The 23,200-nt window shown below is 59.0% G+C and carries 20 protein-coding genes; 16 read left to right on the forward strand and 4 right to left on the reverse strand.

Annotated elements, in window-relative coordinates:
* The first annotated feature begins 9 nt into the window (after nucleotides 1-9).
* Genes lepB through ABAC460_RS41810 form a run of 8 tightly spaced genes read left to right on the forward strand, consistent with a single transcriptional unit; the run spans nucleotide 10 to nucleotide 9,975 of the window.
* Nucleotides 10-441 carry a signal peptidase I gene (gene lepB / locus ABAC460_RS41775; protein WP_023454770.1) on the forward strand — a complete coding sequence of 144 codons (432 nt, stop codon included), beginning with the start codon at nucleotides 10-12 and terminating at the stop codon, nucleotides 439-441.
* A complete protein-coding gene (traW, locus tag ABAC460_RS41780; RefSeq protein ID WP_023454771.1) occupies nucleotides 441-1,082 on the forward strand; it encodes a type-F conjugative transfer system protein TraW in 642 nt (213 codons plus the stop codon). Before lepB ends, traW begins: the two co-directional genes overlap by 1 nt.
* Entirely contained in the window at nucleotides 1,079-2,119 is a 1,041-nt protein-coding gene (gene traU / locus ABAC460_RS41785) for a conjugal transfer pilus assembly protein TraU (protein ID WP_023454772.1), read from the forward strand. Before traW ends, traU begins: the two co-directional genes overlap by 4 nt.
* Nucleotides 2,109-2,828, forward strand: coding sequence for a type-F conjugative transfer system pilin assembly protein TrbC (gene trbC, locus ABAC460_RS41790; RefSeq protein WP_023454773.1), 720 nt, complete (start codon nucleotides 2,109-2,111; stop codon nucleotides 2,826-2,828). Before traU ends, trbC begins: the two co-directional genes overlap by 11 nt.
* Nucleotides 2,829-4,697: a conjugal transfer protein TraN gene (gene traN, locus ABAC460_RS41795; protein ID WP_023454774.1), complete on the forward strand. Its 1,869-nt coding sequence runs from the start codon at nucleotides 2,829-2,831 to the stop codon at nucleotides 4,695-4,697.
* Nucleotides 4,694-5,647, forward strand: a complete 954-nt coding sequence (locus ABAC460_RS41800) for a conjugal transfer protein TraF (protein ID WP_031237209.1) — start codon at nucleotides 4,694-4,696, stop codon at nucleotides 5,645-5,647. The genes traN and ABAC460_RS41800 overlap by 4 nt, the downstream gene beginning before the upstream one ends.
* A 10-nt stretch (nucleotides 5,648-5,657) precedes the next feature.
* The gene (locus ABAC460_RS41805) at nucleotides 5,658-7,049 is read left to right on the forward strand and encodes a conjugal transfer protein TraH (protein ID WP_235075837.1); all 1,392 of its coding nucleotides are present in this window, start codon (nucleotides 5,658-5,660) and stop codon (nucleotides 7,047-7,049) included.
* Nucleotides 7,050-7,056: 7 nt separating this feature from the next.
* Nucleotides 7,057-9,975 (forward strand): conjugal transfer protein TraG N-terminal domain-containing protein, encoded by a 2,919-nt coding sequence (locus ABAC460_RS41810; protein WP_023454777.1) that lies wholly within the window; start codon nucleotides 7,057-7,059, stop codon nucleotides 9,973-9,975.
* A gap of 3 nt (nucleotides 9,976-9,978) precedes the next feature.
* Here ABAC460_RS41810 and ABAC460_RS41815 read toward each other — a convergent pair whose 3' ends face one another.
* Nucleotides 9,979-10,299: a hypothetical protein gene (locus ABAC460_RS41815; RefSeq protein ID WP_155914708.1), complete on the reverse strand. Its 321-nt coding sequence runs from the start codon at nucleotides 10,297-10,299 to the stop codon at nucleotides 9,979-9,981.
* Between the two features lie 150 nt (nucleotides 10,300-10,449).
* Here ABAC460_RS41815 and ABAC460_RS41820 point away from each other — a divergent pair, with 150 nt between their 5' ends.
* Nucleotides 10,450-10,839, forward strand: coding sequence for a hypothetical protein (locus ABAC460_RS41820; RefSeq protein WP_023454779.1), 390 nt, complete (start codon nucleotides 10,450-10,452; stop codon nucleotides 10,837-10,839).
* Between the two features lie 101 nt (nucleotides 10,840-10,940).
* Here the strand turns inward: ABAC460_RS41820 and ABAC460_RS41825 are convergent, their stop codons facing one another.
* The gene (locus tag ABAC460_RS41825) at nucleotides 10,941-11,393 is read right to left on the reverse strand and encodes a MerR family transcriptional regulator (RefSeq protein WP_155914709.1); all 453 of its coding nucleotides are present in this window, start codon (nucleotides 11,391-11,393) and stop codon (nucleotides 10,941-10,943) included.
* A gap of 37 nt (nucleotides 11,394-11,430) precedes the next feature.
* On the opposite strand from ABAC460_RS41825, the gene ABAC460_RS41830 reads away from it, so the two are divergent.
* From ABAC460_RS41830 to ABAC460_RS41840, 3 genes are all read left to right on the forward strand, one after another.
* Nucleotides 11,431-12,075 carry a cation transporter gene (locus tag ABAC460_RS41830; RefSeq protein ID WP_023454781.1) on the forward strand — a complete coding sequence of 215 codons (645 nt, stop codon included), beginning with the start codon at nucleotides 11,431-11,433 and terminating at the stop codon, nucleotides 12,073-12,075.
* Nucleotides 12,072-12,560, forward strand: a complete 489-nt coding sequence (gene lspA / locus ABAC460_RS41835) for a signal peptidase II (protein WP_023454782.1) — start codon at nucleotides 12,072-12,074, stop codon at nucleotides 12,558-12,560. The genes ABAC460_RS41830 and lspA overlap by 4 nt, the downstream gene beginning before the upstream one ends.
* A 99-nt stretch (nucleotides 12,561-12,659) precedes the next feature.
* Nucleotides 12,660-14,582: a cytochrome c/FTR1 family iron permease gene (locus ABAC460_RS41840; protein ID WP_023454783.1), complete on the forward strand. Its 1,923-nt coding sequence runs from the start codon at nucleotides 12,660-12,662 to the stop codon at nucleotides 14,580-14,582.
* A gap of 155 nt (nucleotides 14,583-14,737) precedes the next feature.
* On the opposite strand, the gene ABAC460_RS41845 is transcribed toward ABAC460_RS41840, so the two are convergent.
* A complete protein-coding gene (locus tag ABAC460_RS41845) occupies nucleotides 14,738-14,938 on the reverse strand; it encodes a hypothetical protein (protein WP_023454784.1) in 201 nt (66 codons plus the stop codon).
* 61 nt (nucleotides 14,939-14,999) lie between these two features.
* Between ABAC460_RS41845 and ABAC460_RS41850 the strand changes: the two genes are divergently transcribed.
* On the forward strand, nucleotides 15,000-15,404 hold the full coding sequence (locus tag ABAC460_RS41850; RefSeq protein ID WP_031237212.1) for a helix-turn-helix domain-containing protein: 405 nt from the start codon (nucleotides 15,000-15,002) through the stop codon (nucleotides 15,402-15,404).
* A gap of 161 nt (nucleotides 15,405-15,565) precedes the next feature.
* On the opposite strand, the gene ABAC460_RS41855 is transcribed toward ABAC460_RS41850, so the two are convergent.
* A complete protein-coding gene (locus tag ABAC460_RS41855) occupies nucleotides 15,566-16,627 on the reverse strand; it encodes a DMT family transporter (protein WP_031237213.1) in 1,062 nt (353 codons plus the stop codon).
* A gap of 646 nt (nucleotides 16,628-17,273) precedes the next feature.
* On the opposite strand from ABAC460_RS41855, the gene ABAC460_RS41865 reads away from it, so the two are divergent.
* Genes ABAC460_RS41865 through ABAC460_RS41875 form a run of 3 tightly spaced genes read left to right on the forward strand, consistent with a single transcriptional unit; the run spans nucleotide 17,274 to nucleotide 23,020 of the window.
* Nucleotides 17,274-18,566: a TolC family protein gene (locus ABAC460_RS41865; RefSeq protein ID WP_023454788.1), complete on the forward strand. Its 1,293-nt coding sequence runs from the start codon at nucleotides 17,274-17,276 to the stop codon at nucleotides 18,564-18,566.
* Nucleotides 18,566-19,846, forward strand: coding sequence for an efflux RND transporter periplasmic adaptor subunit (locus ABAC460_RS41870; protein ID WP_023454789.1), 1,281 nt, complete (start codon nucleotides 18,566-18,568; stop codon nucleotides 19,844-19,846). The genes ABAC460_RS41865 and ABAC460_RS41870 overlap by 1 nt, the downstream gene beginning before the upstream one ends.
* A gap of 9 nt (nucleotides 19,847-19,855) precedes the next feature.
* A complete protein-coding gene (locus tag ABAC460_RS41875) occupies nucleotides 19,856-23,020 on the forward strand; it encodes an efflux RND transporter permease subunit (RefSeq protein WP_023454790.1) in 3,165 nt (1,054 codons plus the stop codon).
* Nucleotides 23,021-23,200: the final 180 nt, after the last annotated feature.

Below are 23,200 nucleotides of genomic sequence, written 5' to 3' on the forward strand. Positions count from 1 at the left end.
ACCGCGGTCTTGTCCAATCTGGGCGGGGCTATCGGCAACCGCTATCAGCTTGCTTTGAACGAGACGGACAGCCTGCCCTACTGGGCTTTCTTCATCGACAAGTCCAACACGACACCCGTTCGCGACCAGTTTTTCGAATTTGTGGCGCCGCCGAACCCCTATTATCCCGACGGTTTTCGCTTCACCAAGCATGTGGTGGGCGTCCCCGGCGATGTCGTGACCGTCAAGGGCCGGGAATTCTTCGTAAATGGCCGGTCGGTTGGAATAGCAAAGCCCACAGACAAGGCCGGACATCCCGCTGCGATGTCTCAGCCGGGCACCATCCCGCCCGGCCACTATTTCATGGTCACGCCCAGCACGGATTCGCTCGATTCTCGGTACGCCATGATCGGCCTCATCAACACCTCGCGCCTGGTTGGCCGCGCCTATCCGGTGATGTGATGCGGATCATCGGTCGTTTCATTACCGTTGCTGTTGTCGTCCTGGCGCTGTCTGGGCAGGGCCTCTCGCATGCCAATGACCTTGGCACGTATGGCGAGACTTTCGACATCGCTGAGGTCGATCTGCTGAAAATGCTTGGCGCCAAGCTGAAGAAGGCTGAACAGTCGGGACGGATCGACCAATTGAACCGGCAATTTGCCGCGACGGCGCGGCGCCATATCGAAGAGCCCCCCGCGGTCCAGGGCGTCGTGCACACAACCACGCCAAAATCCTGGCTGTTCGATCCATCGATCGTCGTGCCGCGGGATTTCGCCGATCAGAACGGACGTGTTTTCGCCCACGCGGGCGAGCGGATCAATCCCCTGGAGCGACTGCCGACCTACAACAAAACCCTTGTCTTCATTGATGGCAGCGACCCGGCCGAGGTTAAGTTCGCTCTCACTATCCGCAAAAAGCTCGGCGCCGAGCGCACGCTTATCATCCTCACTGGCGGCGCGCCGATGAAGTTGATGCGGGCCAACAAGGTGCCAGTCTATTTCGACCAGCAGGGCATTCTCGTCCAGAAATTCGGCATTACCCAGGTGCCGGCGACCGTCGAGCGTCAGGGTAACGTCCTGAAAATCAGTGAGGTGCGGCCATGATCTGGAACCTCGCAAAGCTGTGCGTCCGGTCTATCGCCTTCGTCCTGCTGTTGCTGGGTATAGGTCTCGCCTCGGGCGCCGCCGTCGCGGCGTCTCCGGCTGACGCCACCCGGCACTGCGCCGGCCGTTTTGTAAATCCGATCACCGGTCCTTGCTGGGATTGCATGTTTCCCTTGTCGGTCGGTGGCATTCCTCTGTTCAAGGGAACGCGCCCGGATGCGCCCAACCCCAGTTCGCCGATATGTTTTTGCGGCACACCCGTTCCCCGAGTTGGTCTGGAGGTCGGTTATTGGGAGCCGCACCGGTTGATGGATGTGACGCAAAAGCCGTTCTGCTTCGTCAATCTCGGCGGCGTCTCGATCTCACCGGGCATAGGCTACGGACAAAAGACCAGCGTCCAGAACAGCGACGGGCGAGGGGACCGAACCGCCTACCATGTTCATTACTATGTCTATCCGCTCCTGGCCTGGATGGAGATCCTGACCGACTTCGTCTGCATGGAGCAAAGTAGCTTCGACGTTGCCTACATCACCGAGTTCGACCCGCTGTGGAACAGCGACGAGCTGGCGGCCATCATCAATCCGGAAGTCTTCCTGTTCTCCAACCCCATCGCTGTCATGGCTTGCGCGGCAGACTGTGTTGCGGCAACCGCTACAGGCCGGCCGATCCAGCAGATGTTCTGGTGCGCTGGCTGCCAGGGATCGCTGTATCCGATGACGGGGCAGGTGACGGGGCAATACGGTGCGCTTCCTGGCGCCCTTCAGGTCGCGGAACGCTTCACTGCGAAAATGCACCGGGAACTGTTGGCCTTCGGAACGCGTGGGTCGCTAAGCCTGTGCGCGCCCATCATCCAGCCGACCATGGACAAGCTTCAGTACCGCTACCAGGAGATCTACCCGGTGGCGCACAAGGGGCGGCTCGCCTGCAATGCCATCGGCAAGAGCACGGTGCCCTACGAGGCTGGCAAAGTCTATCCGGTGAAGGGTGAAGACCTGGGGTTCCTTATCTGGCGGAAGAGGAATTGCTGTGCGCTCTAAGCCAATCATCATCATCGCCAGCGTGGTTGCCGCTATCCTCGGTGAGTACGTCTTCGCACAGGCTGTGACGAGCCCGACGGTCGAGGACCTGGTCAATCAGGCGCAGTCGCGCGCCGATGCTCTGAAGGGGACGCTCACGGGCATTGATCCGCGAGCGACTATGGACAGGGCACAGCAGTACACTCAGGACGCCCGGGCACTCAACGATGGCAATCGCGATCGCATCCGGCGGGGCGTAACCTTCCTCGCCAAAGAATACCAGGTCGATCCCTACCTCAATAGCGACGAGATTTCCGAAGGCGTCGTCTATATCGCGGTCAGCCTGTCCATGCCCAAGGCCTCGTTGCGCCAGTTGGCCCGCGATGCCGAAAAGGCCCAGGCGGTGCTCGTTATCCGCGGCTTGCTGGATGGCAGTTTCACCAAGACGCAGGCTGCCCTCAAAGGCGTCTTTGTCGAAGGGGAACCCGCCGGGCTGATCATCGATCCCCGAGTGTTCCAGCAATACCATGTCGAACGGGTGCCTTCATTCATCGCAGCGACCGATGAGGTCCAGCCGTGCGAGGAGGGGATCGAATGTGACCGCCCGGACGTGCCGTTCGATGTCGTCCGGGGCAATGTCAGCCTTGGCCAGGCCCTTCGCCTGTTGGCCGATAAGGGCACGGCAGCGCCTGACGTGGCGGCCAAAGCACTTTCGAGGATGGGGGACTAGATGCGCTGTCTTGCCTCCACGGCCCTATTGTTGCTGGTATTTGTCTCTCAGGCGCTGGCCCAAACCTACCAGCCGCCGAACCTGGCCGAGTTTCAGACAGCGCTCGACCGCGCCAATAGTGCGGCGGTCAACAATGACATAGCTGCGAATATGCCGGGCTATCAGGGTGCCGCGAACGACCTTCAGGCGAAATCGGGGGAGGAGGTCGCGACGCTGCAACGCGATGGCGCAGTCGCCTCGTCGACCAATGTCATGAAACCGGCCATTGTCCAAAGCAATGCCTATGTCGCAGCAAATCCGGTGAGCGAAAACGCGGCATGGGTGAAAGGCGCGCTCGGCGTTGCCAATGACCCGACGGCATCGGCGGGTGGCGTGACCGGCACGACGTCGACGACCTGCCACGCCCAGGGCGGCGGAACGGACCAGGCAACGATCTACACCTGCGAGTCCGGCAATAATGTCGTGACCACATCGCAAGTCTGCCAAACCTATCAAGACATTGCGCTCACCTCTGCGACCCGGACCTGCCAGACCGATAGCTATTACGAGGCACAGGCCAGCTATGCCAACATCGGCGCCTTCACCGAGGCCCATCAATGCGTGATTTTCGCAGGGCCAGGCGGTCTCAACACTGGCATCGGTTGCGGTGTCATGATCAGTCAGATCAACGCCGGCAACTGCGCGCCTCCGAAACAGATAGGCTCGACGTCCAACTATCTGCAATATTGCAAGACTGCCTATACCGGAATTACCGGCATAACGTACCTTGGCCGCAAGGCCGATACCTGTTCGGCTCAGCGTGCGGATACCGGTTGTACCAGGTCCTCTGAGATCTGCACCTCCTGGATCGATGAGGCCTCGGGTACCTGCGGGGCCAAGACCGTCACCTATACCTGCGCCAATGCCGGCTATGTCGACAACGGCCTGAACGTGACAGCCTGCGCGGCGTTTACGGGTAACCCGGCCTGCTCCCTTGGGACCTCTACCTGCACACAGCACGCCAGCGACGTACCGGACATCATGGCCGCCCTGGCCCTGCCGGCTGACTTCTGCCTGAAATCGACCCTCACCTATTCCTGCGATAGCGTCGCCAGTACCGGCAGCGACTGCCAGGTCCCAGGCGGATGCGTCCTGAAGGAGCAGAACTGTATCGATCCGAATTATGACGGGTCGTCGCCGTGTCAGACCTACGACTACGTCTATGCCTGCCAGGCCGCGGTCGCAACACCGCCTTCAGCGACGGGCGCGATCTGCGATGCCAGCTGGGTTAATGGCACGGCGATCATCGCGACGGCTGACGATCCCGACAACGACCTTCCCCAGGCGCTGAGCGCGATCAATGCGCTCAAGGAGGCATCGGGCAGCTATGGTGCCAGCGGCACCCTGACCATCTTCGGCGGCGACGGGCTTAAGTGCGGCAAATCGATCGGAGGGCTTTCCAACTGCTGCAAGGATTCCGGGCTCCTCCTCGACGCAAATCTTACCAGCTGCAACGCTGATGAGAAAAAATTGGCGGCTGAACAGAAGAAGAAGGCTTGCCACTACATCGGCACCTACTGCTCCAACAAAAGTCTGTTCGGCTGTCTGATGAAGAAGATGACCTACTGCTGCTACGGCTCGGTCCTGGGCCGGATCGTCGAGGAGGCGGGTCACAGCCAGTTGGGCTTATCGTGGGGCGACGCGAAGAATCCACAATGCGGCGGCTTCTCGGTTAGCCAGTTTCAGCAGATCGATCTCTCGAACGTCGACTTCTCGGATTTCTACGACGACAAGCTGGCCCAGCTCGCCGACAACGACCCCAACTCGACGGTTGCCGCCATCACAGCGTCCATCAATTCCATGAACACGTCGAGGACGCCCGAGAAATGACAGCTATTCGACATCAGCTCCTGAGGCTGGCGGTTCTGGGCGTGGCCTTGGGATTCATCGCCTTGCCGTTTGCGGTGCAGGCTCAAACCAACCTACCCGTCCAAGCATCGCCGGCGTCGGCCGGTCGCAAGGCCGAAGCCGGCCTAGGCAGCGACTATTGCGCCCGTCAGCTCGGTACCTGGTTCTATTGCGACACCGATCCGGATCAGGTGCGATCCCCGAACGCAAATCCAGGATCGCCGGTGTCGAGTGACGAAGCGGACATGGCGGCGGCGGAAAAGTTTAAGGCGGACATGGAGCATGCCCGCCTTGTCGCGGTGTGGAACCCGACCGAAGAGAACATCCGCCGATACTATGCTTTCCAGCAGGAGACGATGGACAAGTCCGGGCTGTTCGCCGACACGGTTCGCCGCCTGATCTGGTCCGATCCGAGCCTCGATTACACCCTGCAACGTCCGATCAGCACGGCCGCAAAGACCGAATGGGTCGATACGCGCAATACGGACCGCGACCTGTTCTTCCGCGGCGCCTATGACCAGATTGGCCTGTTTTACATTTATCGCGGCTCATGCGGGCCGTGCAGGGCAGCTTCTCCTATTGTGCGAGCGTTCGGCCAGAGGTTCGGCGTCGTCGTCAAGCCAATCTCGGCGGACGGAGCGCCGAACCCGGAGTTTCCTAACTTCGTGGCGGACCGGGGCCAGTTGAAGGCCTGGGGCATCACGGATCCGGTCACGCCGGCCTACCTGATCTACCAGAAACCATCGCTGGATGCGCATGGCAACACGAGGCCGGTTTCGATCACGGTTACGGACGGCAAGCAGATCACATTGCGGCCATGCGAAAGCCCGAGGGGCTGCCTGACCTATGTCGGCGCCGGTTTGCTTACGGTCGATGAACTGGCCGACCGCCTGTTCGTGACCCTCGCGACACAACCAGGCAAGGATTTTTAAGGGAATGACGATGAAAAAACTGATGCTCTTCGTGACCCTCATTTCTTACCTGCTCCTGATTGTCACGCCGGCCTCCGCCAATGTCGACGGCTCGATGAATTCGTTCTGGAACGACAGCCTCTCCAGCTCGAACGGCGCTGGCCCCTCCGCTTACAAGGGCCAGGAGGCCGGATACTACACGCTCGGCAACTATTCCTATCGGTCGCCCCAGACGACGACGCAGATTTCGGCCGTTTCCCTGCCATCGGTGAAGGCCGGCTGCGGTGGCATCGACGTCTATGGCGGTAGTTTCTCCTTCATCAACACCGATCAGATTATCGCCACCTTCAAAGCAGTGGCGCAGAACGCGGTCGGGCTGCTGTTTCAAATGGCCGTCAAGAGCCTGTCCGAACTGCTCGGCAACGAGATCGAGCAGATGTTCAACATCATCCAGAAGGCCAATCTCGGCGCCATCGGATCTTGCGAGGCTGCCCAGCAGCTCGTGAACGGCGCGGTCAACGCCTTGCCGTCCGGCGCCCTGAAGTCCTGCATGGAGATCGGGCTGGCCAATGGCAAATATGTCGATGAGGCGGCGGCACGGGCCGCCTGCGGTTTCGGCGGGGAGGCGGAGTCGACCATCGGGTCGGCGTCAGACGCTCAAAGGCAGCAGCAGGCCTATAACCGCAACGTCGCCTGGGAGGGGATCATGAAGCACCCACTCCTGGGCGGGGACAAGCAACTCGCAGAAACCTTGATGACGCTGACCGGCACAACCGTCATCCATATCGATGACGATGGTCAAACTCAGATGCAAACCTTCGCCGCCGATGCGGACAGCGACGGAATGATCACGGCGCTTCTCGACGGCGGGACCATCAGGATCCATCACTGCGCCGACGATCCTTGCCTCAACATGGTCGCCTACGGCGATACCGTCAATGTCACTGGCCTGAAGGCCAAGGTGACCACCATCATCAATTCGATCGTGACGAAGATCATCAACAAGCAGACGCTGAACACCCAGGAAATCGACTTTCTCGGTTTGGCGACCATCCCGCTTTACAAGATCGCCTCGGTTCAGGTGGCGGCGAACAAGGAACTCGCCGCCGCCGAGATGGAAAAATACGCCGATGCCATTGCGACGGACGTTCTGATCGGGTGGATCCAACGAAACCTGCATGAGGTCACGGTCGCATCCAGCAATGTCCTCGGTACGGACGCGGAATCGACGTCCGCCTGGCGGGCGAGCTTGCGGGATATCGTTGGTCGCCTGGACCAGCGCCAGCAGCTGATCGAGAATCGGATCACTGCGGTCCAGCAACTGATCCAGCGCACGCGCATGTTCGAGGAGGACATCGCGGCCGACACGACCTCGCGGCTTGCCCAGTCCATCATATACACCAGCACCAAGTCGGCAGGGTAGGTCTTATATGTGGGAGTTCCGATCTTACGGTTCCGGGGACCTTTACCACGACATCTTCAACGCAGTCGCGTTGATGTCGGGCGCCAATGCCATGGATTCGTTGATCCGGCTGGCCCTGGTGCTCGGCGTAGCCATGGGCATCGTCAAGGCCGTGACCGACTTCAATGTCGGCACGATCCTGAGATGGTATATCTTCGCGGTCGTCATCTACGGCGTGCTGTGGGTGCCCAAGGTCAGCATCCAGGTCGAGGATCGGCTGAACCCGGGTGTCGTCCATCCGATCGTCGCCAATGTTCCCTTGGGTGTGGGCGCCTCTTCTGCATTGATCAGCCAGATTGGCGACCGGATCATCAAGTTGACCGAGACGGCCTTTGCCGATCCGGTCGACGGTGAATTCTCCAAACATGGCATGATCTTCGGCGCGAAAATGTTCGCCAAGATCAATACCCTACGACCCAGCGATCAGCGCACGGCGCTCAATCTGCGTGGTTATATGCAGGACTGCGCGTTTTACGACGTAGCGGACAACACGGTTCAGATCGATGCCTTGAGCAAATCGGCCGACATGTGGCAGACCCTGACTGCAACACCAAACCCGGCCAGGATGGGACCCTACACAAATGCCGATGGTTCGACCACGCTTAAGAACTGCGCGGACTTCGCCACCCAGGTCGGCGTAGATCTCGGCACAGATTTGCCCAACATCCAGAAATACCTGGTGGCGTCTGTCGATCCGGAGGTCGCTGAGGCCAACATGAACGCCGAACAGGCGAACGTCTCAAATGTCGTCACGACAGCCATCGGTTCGAGCCAGAGTGCTACGACGATCATCAAACAGGCCGTCGTGCGCAACATGTTAAACGACAGCCTCAAAGGCTACATGGGGAGTTCAAGCGGCGTGCTCGGCGCTACCATGGCCGAGCTTCAGACACAGAACACCCAAAAGCTGCTCGGCGTGATTGGCGAAAAGGCGGTCGTCAACCTGAAGATCGTCATCGAGCTGTTGTTCATCGGCATTTTCCCGGTCATTTTTCCGCTGTTCCTGCTGCCCAAGCTGGGGCCGGCCATGGCCAAGGGCTATCTCGCCGGCTTCTTCTACCTCCAGCTTTGGGGACCGATGTATGTCATCCTGCACAAGGTGATGATGGCCAACGCGTTCGCGCACACGGCGGCCGCGACCTTCGGCGCCGGCGACACGCACGTCTTCAATGCCTTGACACTCGATGCCTCCGCCCAAGCCAACCAGGATGTGTGTACGCTCGCAGGCTCGATGATGCTGATGATCCCGGTCCTGGCCGGTCTGTTGACCAAAGGAGCCATGGCAGTCGGCGCCCAGGGCGAAGCCTTGTTGGGCAATTTCCGTTCGGGCGCCGAAAGCGCCTCGTCCTCGCTGACCTCCGGCAACTGGTCCCTCGGAAATGCAGCCGTTGGCAACCACAGTTGGGACAACGAAAACGCCAACCAGCATGTGACGAGCCGGTACGAAGATCGCGCCCGTTCGACCGTCGTTGGCGCCGATGGCGTCACGATGACGCGTTACGGAAACGGCCTGAATATCGCCAATGCGGCGCTCAGTAGTGGCGCCCTCGATCTGGCCCGTCAGAGGGGCTACGGCGAGTCCCTGGCCAAATCCTCACAGAGCTATCTGGATCAAAGCCAGGCACTGACGGATTCTGTCAGCGTCGGCAAGACGCGGTCCAAAGCCGTTACGGACGAGGTTTTCCGTGGCTGGAGCAACAACACGGTCAACATGTCGGGCATGTCGAGCGAGGAGCAGGCCTCGTCAGGGCGCCTTATCAGCGACCTTCAGCAACTGTCGCAGTATTATCAGACCAGCCACCATATGAGCAAAGGGGAGGCCGATGCTGAAGCAACGAGAGCGGCTGCCAGCGTCTATTCGAGTCTTGAAGCTTCAGCTGGCGTGAAGGGCGACATCGGCGTCGCCGAAGTACGCGCGGATGCCAAGGCCGGGGTGAGGGGGGAGGCATCCAAGGAAGCCAGCACGACCGCGACGCAGTCCAAGTCGAATGATCGCGGCTACTCCCTGATGAATACGCTTTCGACCGACATTACCAATACGCACAACCGTGTCAGCACCGATGCGGCCCGGTCGGCTTTCGACAGATCACACACAACTGACAACGGTGCCCGTCACATCGACTCCAATACATTCAGCTCGCTGCAGTCCATCACGGACACGGCGACCAAGCTCCACGCGACCGGCACCCGTCTGTCCGAGGACGCTACCAAGGTCCGAAATGGCTCCGAGACGGTTACCGGCAATCAAGGCACGGCCTTCTTTAACTGGATGCTTCAGGACAAAGGCATGACCGTGTCGGATGCCCGGTCGTTGTGGGTCGGAGCGACACCACAGGACCTGCAAAAGGGCATGGCGCTGGCTGAAGAATTTAACGGCCTTCAGGCCGACAGTCTGGCGAAGCAATACGAAAGCGCCGCCACGCCTGCCAACAACCACCTGGCGCAGGACCCGGTGTTAATCTCCGCAGCCGAGGCGACCCGAACCGTCTCAAACGACGCGGGCCTTCGTCCCGGGGCAGGGGCAGCGGATACCCCATCGAAAAAGCCGCGCCCGAGTCGAAAGTTCGGGGGCGCGAGCGACAGCGGCGCGCCCGATCCACCTCATCAATCAAATAGCGGTTGGAGTGCAGGCTCGGTGCCCTTGCTTGCGGAAAGCCCCCAGGCTGCAGCATTCGCGGCCCGTGATGTCGATGCGCAGAAGACAGCGAAGCAGGTGAACTCTGACGTGCAACAGGGGCAACAGGACCTTGGCGGTCAGCAGGTCCGAGAACACATCGACATCACGAAGCAGACCGGCGACACGCTTGGGAAGGTCGGTTCGGCCGGGCAGAAGAATTACCAAGCGCTGACCAAAGCCGTCGGCCTCAAACCAAAGGACAAAAAATGATCGTCAATATCTTGCGACAAGCCGAGACAGAAACCAAGCGAGCGCTGCCGGGCCTCCGACCAGTCCAATGGCCAACATTCCCTGGCCAACGTTGTCGATGCCGGTTGTGGCGATGCCGTACCCGAAGAAAAGTGATGCCAGCAGCGGAAGGCCGCAGAGTACAAAAAGTCCGGCTTTGGCGAACTTGTATCCCCAAACGATCTTTCGATTGACCTGCTTGGTCAAGATCGCCCGTGCCTCAGGGGTCAATTCGATTGCACCGGCCAGCAGGTGAGGGCCGCCATTCGAGGGATCAGCATTGGCATTTTTAAGATTGTCCGTCACCGCTTCCCCCTTCAAAAATCATGGTTTGTTCTTTAGCCGAGCGGTCGGAAATTTTCAAGGCGAGATTTCATCGTCCCGAGAGAAACAAATTTAGAATCAGTGGCTTGCTTGAACATGCTGGCCACAAGGAACAATTGCGAAGGAGATATAATGTTTGATTTTGCTGATTTGCTACCAAACGAGGATTTGGACATGACGGTGAAGATTTTGGCGAAGCCATCCGGCCTGGCCATTCAAATCGAACCCAGGATTTTCGAGCGGTTGAAATGGAAAGACAAGCGGGTGAAGGTTCAAGTCAGCCTTGCGGCGGGTCAGAAGCGCCTGCGTCTGGTAGCCGTTGGGTCATCGGGCTGGGAAGTCGTTGACAAGAAGTCCAAGGGTTTGGAGATTTCCGTCCGCCAACTCGCTGTCGACAAAAAGTGCATCCGCAAGTGCCCGGCATCGATTGAGAACGAGGCGCTTATCATCAGGCTTCCAAATGACTACGAACCCAAAAACGCGGCGATGATATTGGCCGTGCCGCAGCAAAGGCCCATTTGAGGAGGCGAGTGGACCGAAAGATCGACCGAACTGATATAGAATCAGCCGGTTACCAAATCTCAGACCAATGCGAATTTACGAAGTTTTCTGACTCGGCTGAATTACGGCTTCGTCAATTTCGCGCCCGCAATATCACTTTCCAAACCCGATAGGATAGCGCAATCGGACAAGCCCCCCAGCGGGCACGCACCAATCATCCGGTCGAGTTCCTGCCCTATCATCTGCAAGGCGACGAGTTTGCGATCAATCTCATGCCGAAATTCCACGGCTAAGTCGGCCACCGCGACGCAGGAGCCGGCGTCACCGGCTTTCATCGATAGCAATTGCCGGACCACCTCGACCGAGAAGCCAAAGCTACGACAATGCCGGATGAATGTCAGGCGCTTGCGATCATCTTCTAGGTAAACTCGTCGCCCCGAGCTCGTGCGATCCGGTTCGGGCATCAATCCAATCTCCTCGTAGAAGCGGATGGTATTGACCTTCGTGTCCGTGGCCTGCGCCAGGACCCCGATCGTGAAATGCGTCGTGTTCGCCATCGTCGGTCGATTTTTCACTTGATCCTCCAGTTGCTGGAGGTTCTAGACCAGTTGCATGAGCGATTCACCTGAAAAAACGGCCTGCTGTTCCTGCACGGGTGACAGCAATCGCGCCGAACGCGATCCGGCCTATCGCAAGGCTCTCTGGATTGTCGTCCTGCTCAATCTCGGCTTCGGGATCATCGAGGTTATTGGTGGTTTCCTTGCTCGAAGCGAGGCGTTGAAGGCAGATTCGCTCGACTTCCTCGGCGACGGTTCGATTACGCTCATTGGCTTGCTGGCGTTGTCATGGACGGCCAGTTACCGATCCCGCGTTGCCCTTGCTCAAGGCATATTCCTGGGCTGTCTCGGGCTAGCGGTGATTGTCAACACCCTTTGGCGCGTGACCCACGCCCAACCGCCGGAAGCGGAGTTGATGGGCGGCATCGGCATAGCTGCGTTGGCGGTGAACGTGACGGCCGCCCTCGTACTTGCCAAGTTCCGAGACGGGGACGCCCAGACCCGTGCTGTCTGGCTTTTCAGTAGAAACGACGCGTTGGCCAACATCGCCGTCGTTATCGCGGCTGGCCTGGTTTTCTGGCTGAAGAGCGCGTGGCCGGATTTGATTGTGGCCGGTATCATTGCGGTGTTGTTCCTCCATTCTGCCCATCAAATTGTCACCGGCGCGATGAAGGAATTGAAGCCAGGCGGTTCCAAGTGAACCTTTCCGATGTGGCAAAGCCTTTCTCCTTGGCGGTTGGTACCATCCTGCTGGACCAAGTGTCAAAAGCCATGATCGTGGCGACGATTCCGCTCCACAGCGAAGTCGAAATCCTTCCCATTTTCAATCTGGTCCACACGCTCAATCCCGGCGCCGCCTTCAGCCTTCTGGCCGATCAACCGGGCTGGCAGCGCTGGTTCTTTACCGCGCTCGGTCTGGGCGTGTCAGTTTTTCTAGGAGTCCTGATAGCGCGCCGCCCAAGCACGTTAAACGCCTACGGCTATTCGTTGATCCTGGGCGGGGCGGTGGGAAATGTGCTCGACCGTCTCTGGCGTGGCGCGGTAGTTGATTGGCTGGACATGCATTGGGGGCGGCATCACTGGCCAGCCTTCAATATTGCCGATAGCGCCATTTTCTTCGGTGTGATGATCATGCTCTATTTATCGTTGTTCCACACCACGCCCCCTCACAATGAGCGGACCTGATCGTGTAGGAAAATGGTTTGCGGCTGAATATCACTTGCATCTACAGTGGCTGGAGGTGTTATCGCCGCCAAAGCGAACGTTCGGAAAGTTACTCCATTTATGCCCACCTCCCTCCTGCTACGCATTTTTTCGATCCTCTGCTGCACTTTGATCCTTGCCGTCGGTGCGGCGCAAGCGCGGGCAGCGGAGACGAACGACGCCCAGGTCGCCTGGCGTCTGCTGGATTACATCGCAGTCGATTATCGGGAAGCAATCTCGGACGGGAAGGTGACGAACGCGGCGGAATATGCGGAAATGACCGAGTTTGCTCGCTCGGCCAAGACACGCATCGAAGGGCTCCGCCGTACGTCCCAAAAACCCGTATTGCTGACGAAAGCCACTTCGCTGCAACAGGCCATCGACCGAAAAGACGCTCCGGACATCATCGCCGTTCAAGCGCGCGAGTTGGCACAAGCACTAATCACGGCATATCCGGTGCCCCTCGCACCGGCCTTCCCGCCGGATTGGGAGCGTGGCCATGTGCTCTATGCCGAAACCTGTGCGAGTTGCCACGGCGCGACGGGTGACGGCAAGGGGCCTGCGTCGGAACGGCTCGACCCGCCGCCAATTGCTTTCAACGATCACGGCCGGGCGCGTGAGCGCAGCATCTTCGGTCTGTACCAGGTGATCGAACAGGGCATCGACGGAACCAGTATGCCGAGTTTCTCGCAGCTTCCACCACAGGACCGCTGGGCGCTGGCCTTCTATGTTGGCTCCATTGCCTTTCCGGAATCCTCCAAGGGAGAACGTATATGGCAGGACGAGCCAGCGCTGCATCCGGACGTTACCCTTGAAAGGCTCGTAAGCACCACGCCTGCGACGATGGGGGCGCAAGTAGGGGATGAGAAAGCAGATGCTCTGGTCGCCTATCTACGGCGCAACCCGTCTGCCGTGGTGCCATCGTCGACGGGTTCTCTGGCCTTGAGCAAGGCGCGATTGCAGGAAGCGGTTGCAGCCTACGAGCGCGGCGATCGGAAAGCTGCGAACGACTTGGCACTGTCTGCCTATCTCGACGGGTTCGAACCGGTGGAGGCAGTCCTTGCCACGCATGACAAAGCCCTGATGATCCGCATCGAGGAGGCCATGGGCGCTTTGCGATCTGGGATCACACAAGGAGCGCCGGTCGCGACCGTTCGCCAGCAGGCCAAGACGCTGGAAGGTTTATTCTCCCAAGCCGAGGAGGTGATTGCACCCGGCCGTACTTCTGCCGGATCGAGCTTCGTCGGAGCGTTCACCATCCTCTTGCGCGAAGGTCTTGAAGCGCTGCTGATCGTCTTGGCGATGATCACCTTCCTGCGCCGTGCCGAACGCACGGACGTGCTGCCCTATGTCCATGGCGGCTGGGTGGCCGCATTGGTGGCGGGCGGCGCCACCTGGGCAATCGCGACTTTTGCAATCGGCGTCAGCGGTGCGAGCCGCGAACTCACGGAAGGGTTCGGCTCGCTCTTTGCGGCCGTGGTACTGGTCTGGGTTGGCATTTGGATGCATGGCAAAAGCAACGCCGATGCCTGGCAGCGCTATATCCGCGACAAACTCACCCATGCTCTGAACAAACAATCAGCCTGGTTCCTGTTCGGCCTGTCGTTCCTTGTCGTGTATCGCGAAGTTTTTGAAACCATTCTATTCTACGCGGCCATCTGGAGTCGGGGCAACGGCATTGCCGTCATCGGAGGCGCGTTATCGGCAATCCTTGCCTTGGCAGTTATTGGCTGGGCCATGGTGCGCTTTAGCCGGAGCCTGCCAATTGGAAAATTCTTCGCGTACAGTTCGGCGCTGATCTCAGTCCTTGCGGTCGTGCTGATCGGGAAGGCGGTGTCTGCACTTCAAGAAGCAGGTTATATGCCGATTCATCCAATGGCAGGTTTCCCCCGCGTCGAAATCCTGGGGATTTACCCGACGCTGGAAGGACTTGGTGCTCAACTGGTAATCGCGGGTATCATCGCAGGCGGATACCTGTACAACAGCAAAACAGCCACGACGTGATCGGCACGCTGGCCAGCCGCTTGTTAAGCGAGGTCCAAGCAATAGTCCAAAGGTTTGGAGATTTCCGTCCGCCAACTCGCCGTCGACAAAAAGTGCATCCGCAAGTGCCCGGCGTCGATTGAGAACGAGGCGCTTATCATCAAGCTTCCGAATGACTACGAACCCAAAAACGCGGCAATGATATTGGGCGTGCCGTACCAAGGGCTTACTTGAGAAGGATTGTTGACCGAACTGTCGGCGGAGCCGATATAGATGCGATCGTTCTCCAAGCCCGTCAGGCCTTCGCCCGTACCGTAGTTCAACTGCAACGGTAGACGGTACATATTTTGCAGATCGAACCAAAACCGTTTCTCCATGCGCCACGTTCCAGTGGCCACATTGAGAAACTATCTTTTCCAGTTGAGAAGCGAGCATGTGATGGCGTTTGATGACAAAGCCCCCAATCCAGTTGATCTCCATGTCGGGGGGCGTGTCAGAATGCGGCGGAAATTTCTTGGAATGAGCCAAGACGGCTTGGCAGAACACCTCGACCTTACTTTTCAGCAGGTACAAAAGTATGAGCGGGGTTCGAACCGCATTAGCGCATCAAAGCTTTTCGAAATAGCCAAAGCATTGAAGGTGCCAGTCGCGTATTTCTACGAAGGATACGGTGAGGGTGAACACCCCGACGGCTTCAGCGAAAGCGCTTCAGAGCAATCTGTTCATAGCTTTTTGATGACCGCTGAAGGCATTGAACTGGCGGAGGCTTTTCCTCGCATTAAGTCTGCAAAACATCGTCGCAAAGTTTTGGATTTAGTACGTTCGCTTGCGGACGATCGATAGACGGCGGTATGCAGAAAGATAGCGGCGGTGACCGCAGGCTACAACGTGCTTGCGAAAGTGGCGTTGCCGCCAGGCTTAAGCGCGTTCGATGCCCGAGTAATTTCGAATTGCGAGCAGCGGCACAGTATTCGATGGCAAAAGCCATTGAAACGACACGTCAATCACTCGTGTCGATGTCGGTGATGCAAGTCAGGAAAATGAGGATGCTTGTGCGTTAGCGGCAGGTGATGGTGCCGGTGGGTATGGGGTTCGCCTTCAGGATCACCGGGCCCGTGGGCGTGCTGATGGTGTTCGTCATGCAAATGGCGATGTTCATGCTCCACCGGTTCGTGAGCGTGAAGGTGTTCGTGTCGCTCAGTGAGGTGCAGCCAAAGGCCAATCGCCATGAATGCGCCCGCGGTAATCAGTTGAAGGGAAACATGGTCCTTCAGCACCACAACGGCCAAAATTGCGCCGACGAAGGGCGCCAGCGAGAAATACGCTCCGGTTCGGGCTGTGCCCAAATGACGCAAGCCCAACACGAAGAGGACAAGGCTCACCCCGTAGCCCAGAAATCCGACGATGCCGGCGCCGAGCAGGACGACCGCGCCCGGCAACTTGGCGCCCATAGCTAGAGCCAATACTAAATTGACTGAGCCTGCGGCGAGACCCTTGATTATGGCCAGTTTGACCGGATCGGCGGACGACAGTTTGCGCGTGAGATTGTTGTCGATCCCCCAGGCCAGACATGCGCCCGCGATCAACAGGCCGCCTGTATCAAGTCTGGCGTCGCCCTTCCATGACAGAACGACAGCCCCAATTAGGATAGCGAAAGCCCCGAGTAAGAGCCTGCGGTCCACGTTTTCGCGAAACACGAGCCAGGCAATAGCCATTGTCGCAAGACCTTCGAGATTCAGAAGCAGGGAAGCGCTTGCGGCCGAGGTGTTCGTCAAGCCTAGCATCAGCATAAGGGGACCTGCGACGCCGCCAGAAATAACCACTGCCACGAGCCACGGAAAGTCTGAACGGCGAAGCGGCGCCTCGTCGTTACGCTTTTTCCCTATGGCGCGTATCAGCTGAAGCCCACCCAAGCCCAGACCGGCCCCCAGATACAAGAGCCCAGCGAGCAACCACGGATCGACTGTGCCGAGGAGGAGTTTGGCCAGCGGGGTACTCATTCCGAACAGGGCCGCTGATGTAAGGGCCAGGGGAACGCCCGGCCACATAGGTGATGCTGAGGACATAGCCCAGATCTACTCCAGTGGGTTCAGATTGTCACCCGGCAACCCGTCCCGTCGCCGATCGGTCAGCCTTGTATATGGTTGGACTGCAAGGGCTGTTCATTTTTTTTAAAGCATAGTAGGTGAGTAATCGAACCAGGGAACGGCAGATGCCGATCCCGAGTCGGACTTAGATGGAATTCATTCGCAAGACATTTCTGTCGCGCCTTTGGGCCTTCACCGCCATACTATGTATGGCGGCGACACTTAATGCGGCATTTGTCTCGGTCCAATCCGATCTTGCGATACTCGACCATATGAGCAGCGGTGATCCAAGTGCGTCCGATGGCGGCTGGTCAGCCCCTTGCAATGGCAATGTTGATGGATGCACGGGTCATATCGATGTGCAGGCTTTGACGGACGAGCCTGGCGGTTCGAACCAGGACCATCACCACCATTTCAATGAAACCAATTCCGGAACTGTAGCCGACACCCAGGCGGCCGTCCTGCCGCCTATTTCGGCATCCATAGTCCTCTGGCCCGGGGCGTCCCATCGACTGCCGGACAATTCTACCGCCACGATCGACCAACCTCCGCGGGTTCTGAGCCTCGCCTAACGCAACCGCGTCGGCCTTGGCCGCGCACTCAGAAATCACCGCGAGAGAGTAACATGACATCCCCCAAATTGCGCCATAGTTGCGCAAAGTCGGCCCCCCTGCGCACAATCGTGCTTTCAGGTAGCCTTGCCCTGATATGGGCGATCGCCGGCGTCTCGGCCTACGCTGAAACTCTGCCACTATCCGTCGCCATGACGCGTGCGGCTGAAGCCGATCTGGCGCGAACCGCAACCACACAAAGGTTGACTGCCGCCGAGGGCAATATTCGCCAGGCCGGCGTGAAGCCCAATCCCACTCTCGGGCTGCAGGTCGAGAATACCCTGGGTTCAAGTCCGTATAACGGCATCGACCGCACAGAAACGACGCTCAGCTATCAGCAAACACTTGAGCGTGGCGGCAAACGCAAAGCCCGGGTCGATGTTGCTTCCTCACAACGCGATCTGGTTGTCGCAGAGGGACGGGTGCGATCACTGGATCTGATGACGGAAGTCGAAGTGGTCTGGATCGAAGCCGTGGTGGCCGAGGCCGAGGTGCGCGTCGCGGAAGAGCGTCTAAAGCTCGCCGAGGTTACCCGGAACGAGATCACACGCCGTGTAGCGGCCGCTCGCGATCCTCTATTCGCGGGTTCACTGGCGGATGCCGACGTCGCGAGCGCGCAAATCACGCTTGATCAAGCCAGGCAGCGCGCCGCGCAACTCAAGGCGCAATTGGCGGCCTACTGGGGTGGGACGGTTGATTTCGATCTCGATCCTTCATGGCTCGAAGATACGAGCGCCGCAGGCATCACTCCGACCATAATGGAGACACCGGAACTTGAGCGTCTGCGCGCGCAGCAACGCGTGGCAACGGCGCAAATCGGACTGGAGACGTCAAGAAGCGTCCAGGATCCGACGTTCGAAGCAGGTGTTCGCCATTTCAAGGGCGATGGGGCCGTGGCCTTTGTCGTCGGCGGGTCTTTGCCACTCGGTCGCTTCGATACCAATCGCGGCGCGGTGGAACGTTCACGTGCCGAAGCCTTGGCAGCCGCTACGGATATCGAAGCGGCTGACCGGATCCGTGCCCGCGATATCGGTGCGATCACGCCGAGGCTCATCAGTTCCGCTGGCGAGGTCCGTCGGATCGATGAGGAAGTCATCCCGCAATTGGAGCGGGCTGTTGTCCAGGTTCGTGAAGGTTTCATGCGTGGCGGCTTCAGCTATCGCGACGTGATCGGTGCGCAGGACGCACTCATCTCAACCAAGGAACGTCGCATCGAAATTCTCAAATCATTCCATATGGAACGCGCCCGCCGCGAACGTCTGGCAGGCCAGTGGGTTCCGCTTATCCCAGTTCAGGAAACGAACTAATGATCCGCAAACATAACTCTGTAAACCGACGCTTCTGGCTGGCCGGTGTGGCCGCTCTTGCCTTGACGGGCATGGCTGGCTGCGGCGACAAAAAAGCGGCCAAAGACGAACACGGCCACGAGGAAGCAGGACATGAAGAGGGCGAAGAGGCCGCCAAGGGACCTCACGGTGGCCGTCTGCTTGAGAACGGCGATATCGCCATAGAGGTCACGATCTATGAAGATGGGGTCGAGCCCGAATTCCGCTTCTATCCCTACCTCAAGAAAAAGCCGGTCGACCCAAAACTGGTCGCCGTGACGACTGTGCTTACCCGCCTGGGCGGGAAGGTCGACACCTTCAGCTTTGCGCCCGAAGGTGACTTTCTGCGCGGACAGGGCGTCGTCCGTGAGCCGCACTCTTTCGATGTCGCCATCAAGGCAACCTATGCCGGCAAAGAGTCGAGCTGGAAATACGCCTCCTACGAAGGCCGCACGACGATTGCACCCGAAGCTGCCGTGACGGCAGGCGTCCAGGCCGAAGCCGCTGGCCCCGCGGTCCTGGCGGAGCGTATCGATATGTCCGGCCGGGTGGAGATTACCCCGGAAGGCAAGAGCGAGGTCAGGGCCTGGTATCCGGGCCGGATCATGTCGATGACCGGCGAGCTGGGGCAGACGGTCAAAAAAGGGCAGGTTCTGGCCCGTGTCGAATCGAGTGAGAGCCTGCAAACCTATTCCATCCCTTCACCCATCTCCGGCGTGATTATGGAAAAGAACGCCAGCGTCGGGGGTGTCGCCTATGACAGCCCCCTGTACGTCATCGCAAACCCGAACGCACTCCACGCCGAATTCTTTGTCTTCCCCCGCGATGCCGAACGGATAAAGGTTGGACAAGACGTCGAGGTTCGCACGCTTTCTGGCGAGACGAAGCTGATGGCGAAAGTTGAGTCCCTCCTGCCCAGTACGGACCCGACCACCCAAACTGTAATGGCGCATGTCCGACTTCCAGCCGGCGCGGCCGCCAACTTCCGGGCAGGTCTCGGCGTCGAAGGCAGCTTCTTAGTCGGTGCGCAGGACGTGCCGTTGGCGGTCCGGACAAATGCGATCCAGCGCTTCCGCGATTTTCAGGTCGTCTTTGCGAAGGTCGGAAATACCTACGAAGTCCGTATGCTGAAGCTTGGTCGTCAGACACCGGAGTGGACCGAAGTCCTCGAAGGCCTCGATCCCGGCGAAGTCTATGTAACCCAGGGCGCTTTCCTCATCCGCGCGGACATCGAAAAGTCCGGCGCCAGCCATGACCACTAGGAGGGCGACATGTTAGAAAAAATCATACACCAGTCGATCCGCCACCGGTGGATCGTCCTTATCGTCGTGCTCGCACTTTGCGCGCTGGGTATCTTTAATTTCCAGCGTTTGCCGATCGACGCCGTCCCAGACATCACTAATGTCCAGGTCCAGATCAACACAGAGGTACCGGGTTACTCGCCGCTGGAGGCCGAACAACGGATAACCTACCCTATCGAGACCGCAATCTCGGGCCTCCCAGGCCTTGAATATACGCGTTCACTCTCGCGCTACGGCCTCAGTCAGGTGACGGTCGTCTTCAAGGACGGGACAGACATCTATTTCGCGCGTCAGCTGGTCAACGAGCGTGTGCAGTCGGCCAAGAGCCAGCTGCCTCAGGGAACGGAACCTCAATTAGGCCCGATCTCAACCGGTCTTGGCGAAATCTTCATGTACACGGTCGAGGCAAAGCCAGGCGCCGTAAAAGCCGATGGTACGCCCTGGAATTCCGAGGACCTGCGCACGCTGCAGGATTGGGTCGTAAAGCCCCAGCTACGCAACACCCCAGGCGTTACCGAGGTCAACACCATCGGCGGTTTTGAGCGTCAGTATCATGTGACGCCCCTGCCAGACCGCTTGTCGGCTTACGGACTGACCATGGCAGATGTCATTGCAGCCCTTGAAGCCAATAACGGCAACAAAGGCGCCGGCTATGTCGAGAAGGAAGGCGAGCAATATCTCGTTCGTGTTCCCGGCCAGGCTGCGACCATGGCGGATCTGGCGTCGATCGTCGTTCAAACCCGCTCCGGCGTGCCTATTCGCGTCGGCGATGTCGCGGACGTGGCCCTTGGCGAAGAACTCCGCACAGGGGCGGCGACGCAGAATGGCAAGGAAGTGGTGCTCGGCACCGTGTTCATGTTGATCGGCGAGAACAGCCGTACCGTGGCCGAAGCGGTGTCCGAAAAGCTGGAAGCGGCTAACAAGGCACTGCCGGCCGGCGTTCAAGCCGTCGCGGTATACGACCGTACCGACCTCGTCGAGCGCACGATCCACACGGTCGAGAAAAACCTGACCGAAGGCGCGCTTCTCGTCATCGTCATCCTGTTCCTGCTGCTCGGCAATTTCCGGGCGGCTATCATTACAGCGGCCGTCATCCCGATCGCTATGCTGATGACGATTACGGGCATGGTCGAGAACAAGGTATCGGGCAATCTGATGAGCCTTGGTGCCCTTGATTTCGGCCTGATTGTCGATGGCGCCGTTATCATCATTGAAAACTGCCTACGCCGTTTTGCCGAAGCCCAGCACAATCTTGGCCGACTATTGACCAAGGACGAACGCTTCAGCCTGGCCGCCAAGGCCAGCGATGAGGTCATCAAGCCCAGCCTATTCGGGGTGTTGATCATCACTATCGTCTATGTGCCGATCTTCGCGCTTGAAGGCGTCGAGGGCAAGATGTTCCACCCGATGGCCTTTACGGTCGTCACGGCCCTGACGGCGGCACTGCTTCTGTCCCTGACGTTTGTCCCGGCCATGGTGGCCATGTTCATCACGGGGAAAGTTCAGGAGAAGGAAAGCTGGTTCATGCGTGGCGCGCGTGCCATGTACGAGCCCGCCTTGAAAATGGCCTTGAAGACGCGTGTTATCGTCATTGGGCTGGCTGTTGTCCTGATGGTTGTTTCAGGACTTCTGGCGACCCGCCTTGGCGCGGAATTCATTCCGAATCTCGATGAGGGCGATGTGGCCCTGCACGCGCTCCGTATTCCCGGCACGAGCCTCACCCAGGCAGTCAAGATGCAGTCGGCGCTTGAGGCCAGACTTAAGCAGTTTCCCGAAGTAGACCGGGTATTCGCCAAACTCGGCACGGCGGAGGTCGCGACCGACCCCATGCCGCCCAGCGTGGCCGACACCTTCGTCATGCTGAAGGACCGCAAGGAATGGCCGAACCCCAAGGAGCCAAAGGCCGAGTTGGTGGCTCGTCTCCAGGAAGCCGTCGAGAAGATTCCTGGCAACAATTACGAGTTCACCCAGCCGATCCAGATGCGCTTCAACGAGCTTATCTCCGGCGTGCGTTCTGACGTTGCCGTCAAGATCTATGGTGACGATCTGGATAAACTCTTGGCCAGTGGTCAGGAGGTCCAGGAAGTCATGGAGAGGATACCGGGCGCCCAGGACGTCAAGGTCGAGCAGGTTACGGGTTTGCCTGTCCTTCAGGTAACACCCAACCGTCAGGCCATGGCGCGTCTCGGACTGAATATCTCGGATATTCAGGATGTGGTTGCGACCGCTCTTGGCGGGACTGAGGCTGGACAGATATTCGAAGGCGACCGGCGCTTTGACGTGGTTGTTCGTCTCCCGGAACATATCCGGGCCGATGTCTCCGAAATCGGGCGCCTGCGGGTGCCAGTTAGAGGAGCGACCGGTGATACATCGGGCATGACCGGCTTCGTACCGCTGTCGGAAGTCGCGACCATCGATATGGTCGTCGGCCCCAACCAGATCAGCCGAGAGGATGGCAAGCGCCGCGTCGTCGTCACCGCGAATGTGCGTGGACGTGACCTGGGCTCCTTCGTCGGCGAACTCCAGACCAAAGTCGACGAAGACGTCAAGCTGCCCGATGGCTACTGGGCCGATTTCGGCGGCACGTTCGAGCAACTGACCTCCGCAACGCAACGTTTGCAGATCGTCGTACCGATCGCGCTCATCTTGATCGTTGGGCTGCTCTTCATGCTCTTCGGCAATATCGAGGATGCCCTCATCGTGTTCAGCGGAGTGCCCCTGGCCCTGACCGGCGGAGTCATAGCCTTGGCTCTTCGAGGTATCCCACTCTCTATCTCAGCGGGGGTGGGCTTTATTGCCCTTTCCGGTGTCGCTGTGCTGAACGGGGTGGTGATGGTCACCTTCATCCGATCACTGATCAAGGATGGGCGGACACTGGACGAGGCTATCTTTGAGGGCGCCCTTACACGCCTGAGACCCGTCTTGATGACCGCACTGGTCGCCTCTCTTGGTTTCGTCCCGATGGCGTTCAATGTCGGAGCCGGATCGGAAGTTCAACGGCCCCTGGCAACTGTCGTTATCGGCGGCATCGTGTCTTCGACGCTCCTGACGCTGCTGGTCCTGCCGGCACTCTATCGGCTGGTTTATGGGCGCAAAAAAGGTCCCCAAACCGCGATTGAGCGCGAAGAAATCTAGACCCTGATGCTTTGGCGGGAGGGATGCGCTTTTTCGCTCAGCACATCTCTCTCGACCGAAGTTTTGTTTTGGGTGATCACGGCGGGCGATCTAATCGTAAGAGAGCTGATGCCGCCTTTTACAAAACCTTGAAATTTCGAACCAAGTAACAATCCCGATCGCTTGACCCTGAACCAAAAA

Origin of the sequence: Asticcacaulis sp. AC460 (assembly GCF_000495795.1) — a bacterium.
Taxonomy (GTDB): Bacteria; Pseudomonadota; Alphaproteobacteria; order Caulobacterales; family Caulobacteraceae; genus Asticcacaulis.

What these genes read in the sequence shown, in the direction of transcription:
- traN (WP_023454774.1), top strand. Translation starts at nt 2,829, where the DNA reads ATGCGCTGTCTTGCCTCCACGGCCCTATTGTTGCTGGTATTTGTCTCT.
- ABAC460_RS41830 (WP_023454781.1), top strand. Translation starts at nt 11,431, where the DNA reads ATGAGCGATTCACCTGAAAAAACGGCCTGCTGTTCCTGCACGGGTGAC.
- traU (WP_023454772.1), top strand. Translation starts at nt 1,079, where the DNA reads ATGATCTGGAACCTCGCAAAGCTGTGCGTCCGGTCTATCGCCTTCGTC.
- ABAC460_RS41855 (WP_031237213.1), bottom strand. Translation starts at nt 16,627, where the DNA reads ATGTCCTCAGCATCACCTATGTGGCCGGGCGTTCCCCTGGCCCTTACA.
- ABAC460_RS41870 (WP_023454789.1), top strand. Translation starts at nt 18,566, where the DNA reads ATGATCCGCAAACATAACTCTGTAAACCGACGCTTCTGGCTGGCCGGT.
- ABAC460_RS41805 (WP_235075837.1), top strand. Translation starts at nt 5,658, where the DNA reads ATGAAAAAACTGATGCTCTTCGTGACCCTCATTTCTTACCTGCTCCTG.
- ABAC460_RS41800 (WP_031237209.1), top strand. Translation starts at nt 4,694, where the DNA reads ATGACAGCTATTCGACATCAGCTCCTGAGGCTGGCGGTTCTGGGCGTG.
- ABAC460_RS41845 (WP_023454784.1), bottom strand. Translation starts at nt 14,938, where the DNA reads ATGGAGAAACGGTTTTGGTTCGATCTGCAAAATATGTACCGTCTACCG.
- ABAC460_RS41875 (WP_023454790.1), top strand. Translation starts at nt 19,856, where the DNA reads ATGTTAGAAAAAATCATACACCAGTCGATCCGCCACCGGTGGATCGTC.
- ABAC460_RS41865 (WP_023454788.1), top strand. Translation starts at nt 17,274, where the DNA reads ATGACATCCCCCAAATTGCGCCATAGTTGCGCAAAGTCGGCCCCCCTG.
- ABAC460_RS41840 (WP_023454783.1), top strand. Translation starts at nt 12,660, where the DNA reads ATGCCCACCTCCCTCCTGCTACGCATTTTTTCGATCCTCTGCTGCACT.
- ABAC460_RS41850 (WP_031237212.1), top strand. Translation starts at nt 15,000, where the DNA reads ATGGCGTTTGATGACAAAGCCCCCAATCCAGTTGATCTCCATGTCGGG.
- ABAC460_RS41820 (WP_023454779.1), top strand. Translation starts at nt 10,450, where the DNA reads ATGTTTGATTTTGCTGATTTGCTACCAAACGAGGATTTGGACATGACG.
- ABAC460_RS41810 (WP_023454777.1), top strand. Translation starts at nt 7,057, where the DNA reads ATGTGGGAGTTCCGATCTTACGGTTCCGGGGACCTTTACCACGACATC.
- traW (WP_023454771.1), top strand. Translation starts at nt 441, where the DNA reads ATGCGGATCATCGGTCGTTTCATTACCGTTGCTGTTGTCGTCCTGGCG.